Below are 4,486 nucleotides of genomic sequence, written 5' to 3' on the forward strand. Positions count from 1 at the left end.
AATATAAAAATATAGATGTTCGGGTCGCATAAATTAGGAGTGAGCTAAATGCTCACCCCAACATTTGACTTAGAACCCATTTTTATAGTGAAGTCTCTTACTTTTCAAAAGCTATTTGAAAGTTTGAGCATACAAGTCCAAATTTCAGCGTATAGTAGTGCAAAAGGATGCAAAAGGCGGTGTCAAAGTTTGAAACGATGGATTGCACTAGGTGTTATTTTATTAGGTTGTTTAGGTCTGGTCGTGTATGAGACAAGCGCTTCAGACCGCAGTTTCTTTTTACCAGAACCATTAGGTGGGGTGAAGATTGTTCTCGATGCTGGACATGGTGGGATTGATGGAGGTGCATCATCAGGGGAAGTAGTTGAAAAGGATGTAACTCTTGCCATAACTCAAAAAGTGGCAAAGCAACTAAAGCGTTTAGGAGCCGAAGTTGTTCTAACTCGTTCGACAGATGGCGATGCTTTGGAGGAACATGCACCAAGTGAAGAGTTTTCAACATTACGAGAAAGAAAGAAGCAAGACATTTTTTTACGGTCTAATTTAGTAAAGTCCAACAAACCTGATATTTTTGTAACAATTCATGCCAATGCGATTCCTGAGGAGAAGTGGCGAGGAGCTCAAGTTTTTTATCATAAAGATGGACATCCTAATAGTGAGCTGTTAGCTAAATCGATTCAAACAACAATTAAAGATTCACTACAAAATACTGAACGTGAAGCGTTGGCGATAAAACAAATTTACCTTTTGAAAAAAGCGGAAGTGCCAGCAGTATTAGTAGAAACTGGTTTCTTAAGCAATAGTGAAGAACGGGAGCTTTTATCGAGCGAAGACTATCAAGAAAAAATGGCGAAAGCAATTGTAGATGGAATAGAAAGTTACGTTAATCTAGAATTCGAATGATTTGGAAATTCCAATTACTATAAATAAACAAGCTGTATGATATACTAACATTGGAAGCAAATATAGGGGAGTGTTTCAAGTGATAAATGAACAACAAGTCCGTGAAATATTAGGACAATTACAAGATCCTTTTTTACATAGAACGTTTGCAGAAACAAATGGTATTACAAACGTATCCATTAAAGAAGAGAAAAATCATGTAAGTGTTAAAGTAGCCATTGCTAAAACAAATACACCAGAACAAATGCAATTACAAATGAAAATTGTAGAGCTTTTAAAAGAGGCTGGCGCAAGTTCTGTAGGGATTCGTTTTGAAGAATTATCACCGGAAGTTTTAGATAGCTTCCGTGGTCAAGCTACAGAAGCGGAAGTCCACGATATATTGTCACCGCTATCAACAGTTCAGTTTATTGCCATTGCATCTGGTAAAGGTGGGGTTGGGAAATCTACAGTATCTGTAAACTTAGCTGTAGCGTTAGCTCGACTTGGCAAAAAAGTTGGTTTGATCGATGCGGATATTTATGGTTTCAGTGTACCTGATATGATGGGAATTCAAGATATGCCTGTAGTAAAAGAAGACCGTATTTACCCTGTAGAACGTAAAGGGGTAAAAGTGATTTCAATGGGATTCTTCGTTGAAAATAATGCACCAATTGTATGGCGTGGACCGATGCTTGGAAAAGTATTAGACCAATTCTTCCGTGATGTAGAATGGGGAGACATTGATTACTTATTATTAGATTTACCTCCTGGAACTGGTGATGTGGCATTAGATATTCACCAAATGTTACCGTCATCAAAAGAAATTATTGTAACAACACCACACCCAACAGCTGCCTTCGTAGCAGCACGTGCGGGAGCTATGGCGTTACAAACAAACCATGATATTTTAGGGGTTATCGAAAACATGGCATGGTTTGAATCGAAAACAACTGGAGAACGAGAATACGTATTCGGAAAAGGTGGAGGTCCTAAACTTGCTGATGAATTAAGAACAGATTTATTAGGACAAATTCCCCTTGGACAACCAGATTGGTCAAACGAAGATTTCGCACCTTCAGTTTATGAAGAAGACCATCCAACAGGTAAGATCTATTTAGAAGCTGCGCAAAAAATTGTCGATAAACTTTCCAAATAAAAGATTTAAAAAAGCGGATTGCATGAAAGCAATCCGCTTTATCTATATTAAGAACCACCGCTACCGGATTCACCGCCACTTCCACTTGCACCTTCTTTTTCTCCACCACCGCCGCCGGATTCACCACCACCAGCTCCACCGCCGGATTCACCACCAGCTCCTGCTGCTTCACCGCTTTTCTTAATTAATTCCTGCCATTTAGTTTGTAACATCGGATTTTCAATTGTTTCCATCACGACTTCTTCCATTTGTTTTCGAAGCGCGGCACTTTTTAAAACAGTTTCAAGTTCCTTTTGCATTTCAGCTTGTCCAAAGAAAGAAATTAAATCTTCTTGATAAGCTGAATCCTTTATTAGCTGCTTCATGATTTCTGTTTGTTGTTCCTTCATGCTATTAGCAAGGTTTTCTTTAAAAGAAGGATCTTCAAATATTTTTTTCCAGAAATCCTGCGCCTCAGGAGATAATAGCGTATCATTTATAGCTGTTTGAACTTCCTCGTGTTCCAATACAACAAGGTCCCGGAAACTTGGGTCCTCTAAAAGTTGGCGTATTGCCTTTTTTCCATCTTCCGTTTGAATCGAGTCCATCATAATTTTTTTAATTTCTTCATAAGAAAGGGTCGGGTTATTAGTAGCGTCATTACAGCTGGCAAGTAAAATAACAATGAACAGTACAGAAAGTAAACGGTTGAACACTTTTATCAGTCCTTTCTTTAAAGGCTCTCTTTTCATTATTGTTCACAATCCTACGCATAATATGTATGGATTGTGACAACAATAGCTTTTTTCAGATGGCATTGTTAAAATATAAAGGTATATCGAAAAAATGGGGGACGTTAAGTCGTGACAATAAGAAATTGGGTTAAGTTTTTCTTTATGTGCATGGTAATTGGTGGTGTTGTTACTGGTGTTGCTGGAATCATCATTCGGTGGAACTTTTTCCAACCGTATTTAGTAGCAGGTGAAATCGGCGAATTTTTAGCCGCTTTCGGGTGGATGATACTATTAGGATGTACAATGAGTGTGATTGCACAAGCGGGATTTTTTGCATATTTAACCTTACATCAAGTAGGAGTGGGAATTTTCCGTACATTAACTTTATGGAATTGGGTTCAAATGCTAATTATCGTCATTCTTTTAGTGGATTTAGTTGTATTTCGTTTTGCTCCGGAGGCAGAAAGTACTAAAGATTGGTTATTTTACGGTGGGCTGTTAATTTTCTTACTTTTTGGTGCGATAGCAACAGCTATCAAAAAAATTCAATTAACAGGAAAGAAACATGTTTTAGTATCATCCCTTTTCTTCATGATTGTTGTAACTTCATTAGAATGGATAATTGCTTTAATGGGTCGCCAAGGGAATATTGATACATATGTCGGTTTATTATTGTTCCCATTAGTAGCGGTTAATGCATACCAATTATTGGTGTTACCAAAGTACAATGCAAAATCAGATGAAGATCGTAAAAGGTTGGAGGAACGTAGAAAAGCTAGAAAAATGGCAGCACAACAAAAATCTTCAAATGCATAAAAAATTGAACATGAAAAAGGCTAAGTCCACTAAAGGAAGGACTTAGCCTTTCTTTATTCCGGCATTTTTTTAGTTTTAATGGTATAACCAAAAACATTTTCCTCTATTGAAACAAATTTTTCGGATTCAATTAGTTTTGAATATTCTTCAAAGTTTGGTTTAGAATTCTCATGTAATTTTAAAGTCATAATTTGACCAGTTGATTTTTTGTAAGTATCTTTAGAATAAATGCTAGAAGGAGAAAGTAAATTAATTTCTTCTTTATAAACAGCTTCTTTTAAGTTTTCCGGAAATTCATAATCGGTTGTCATAAACCATAATGGTTTGTTTTCAAAATGCTTTTCATAAACTTTTAAATCTTTGGTAAATTGGTCGATGGAGTAATTTTCTTTAGCTCCTTTACCTCCAAGTAGTCCAGTTGGGATATTATTTTTCCTTATAAGTTCTACAATTTTAGGTGAACGTGCTATCCAATCAGCATCCAACATTAACAGAGGATAAGGTTGTTTTAATGTTTGGAGCCATTCCTCAAATCCTTCATGAGAAAAGGAAACTTCTACAATTAATGATTGTCCATAATTACCTTTTGAAATAACTAATGGATCTTCTGTTATACGGAAAACTGAAATGATTGAATCTCTTTGTGGGTAAACAAATAATGTTGCAATCACCACTAAAGTTACTGTTACCAACAGTTTGCGAATCATGAATCTTCCCCTTTTTAGCAAAATTTTAATGATGAAAATAGTGTCTTATAAAAAACTTATGAAATAGTGTTGACTTTCATGAATAAACGGGTGTATTATAGAAAAGTCGTCACAAGATAACGTGACACAACATGAACCTTGAAAACTGAACAACAAAACGTTAATGAAATACAGTTTCAACTTAACAGTTGAAACAAAATTTTGGACAT

General features: G+C 36.1%; 5 protein-coding genes. 3 read left to right on the top strand and 2 right to left on the bottom strand.

Going from position 1 to position 4,486, the window contains the following annotated elements; translation table 11 throughout:
- The first annotated feature begins 189 nt into the window (after positions 1-189).
- Both ACH0B5_RS17715 and ACH0B5_RS17720 read left to right on the top strand, forming a co-directional pair.
- A complete protein-coding gene (locus tag ACH0B5_RS17715) occupies positions 190-903 on the top strand; it encodes an N-acetylmuramoyl-L-alanine amidase (RefSeq protein WP_122972820.1) in 714 nt (237 codons plus the stop codon).
- Positions 904-982: 79 nt separating this feature from the next.
- Positions 983-2,041: an Mrp/NBP35 family ATP-binding protein gene (locus tag ACH0B5_RS17720; protein ID WP_122972819.1), complete on the top strand. Its 1,059-nt coding sequence runs from the start codon at positions 983-985 to the stop codon at positions 2,039-2,041.
- Positions 2,042-2,088: 47 nt separating this feature from the next.
- Here ACH0B5_RS17720 and gerD read toward each other — a convergent pair whose 3' ends face one another.
- Positions 2,089-2,772, bottom strand: a complete 684-nt coding sequence (gene gerD / locus ACH0B5_RS17725) for a spore germination lipoprotein GerD (RefSeq protein ID WP_158599715.1) — start codon at positions 2,770-2,772, stop codon at positions 2,089-2,091.
- A gap of 111 nt (positions 2,773-2,883) precedes the next feature.
- On the opposite strand from gerD, the gene ACH0B5_RS17730 reads away from it, so the two are divergent.
- On the top strand, positions 2,884-3,570 hold the full coding sequence (locus ACH0B5_RS17730) for a KinB-signaling pathway activation protein (RefSeq protein ID WP_122972818.1): 687 nt from the start codon (positions 2,884-2,886) through the stop codon (positions 3,568-3,570).
- 53 nt (positions 3,571-3,623) lie between these two features.
- On the opposite strand, the gene ACH0B5_RS17735 is transcribed toward ACH0B5_RS17730, so the two are convergent.
- Positions 3,624-4,277 carry a hypothetical protein gene (locus ACH0B5_RS17735; RefSeq protein ID WP_122972817.1) on the bottom strand — a complete coding sequence of 218 codons (654 nt, stop codon included), beginning with the start codon at positions 4,275-4,277 and terminating at the stop codon, positions 3,624-3,626.
- Between the last annotated feature and the right edge of the window lie 209 nt (positions 4,278-4,486).

This window comes from Ureibacillus sp. 179-F W5.1 NHS, assembly GCF_045369345.1.
Classification (GTDB): domain Bacteria; phylum Bacillota; class Bacilli; order Bacillales_A; family Planococcaceae; genus Ureibacillus; species Ureibacillus halotolerans.

Bases quoted from the DNA above. Each gene is read 5' to 3' on its own strand.
- gerD (WP_158599715.1), bottom strand. From the start codon at position 2,772: ATGAAAAGAGAGCCTTTAAAGAAAGGACTGATAAAAGTGTTCAACCGT.
- ACH0B5_RS17735 (WP_122972817.1), bottom strand. From the start codon at position 4,277: ATGATTCGCAAACTGTTGGTAACAGTAACTTTAGTGGTGATTGCAACA.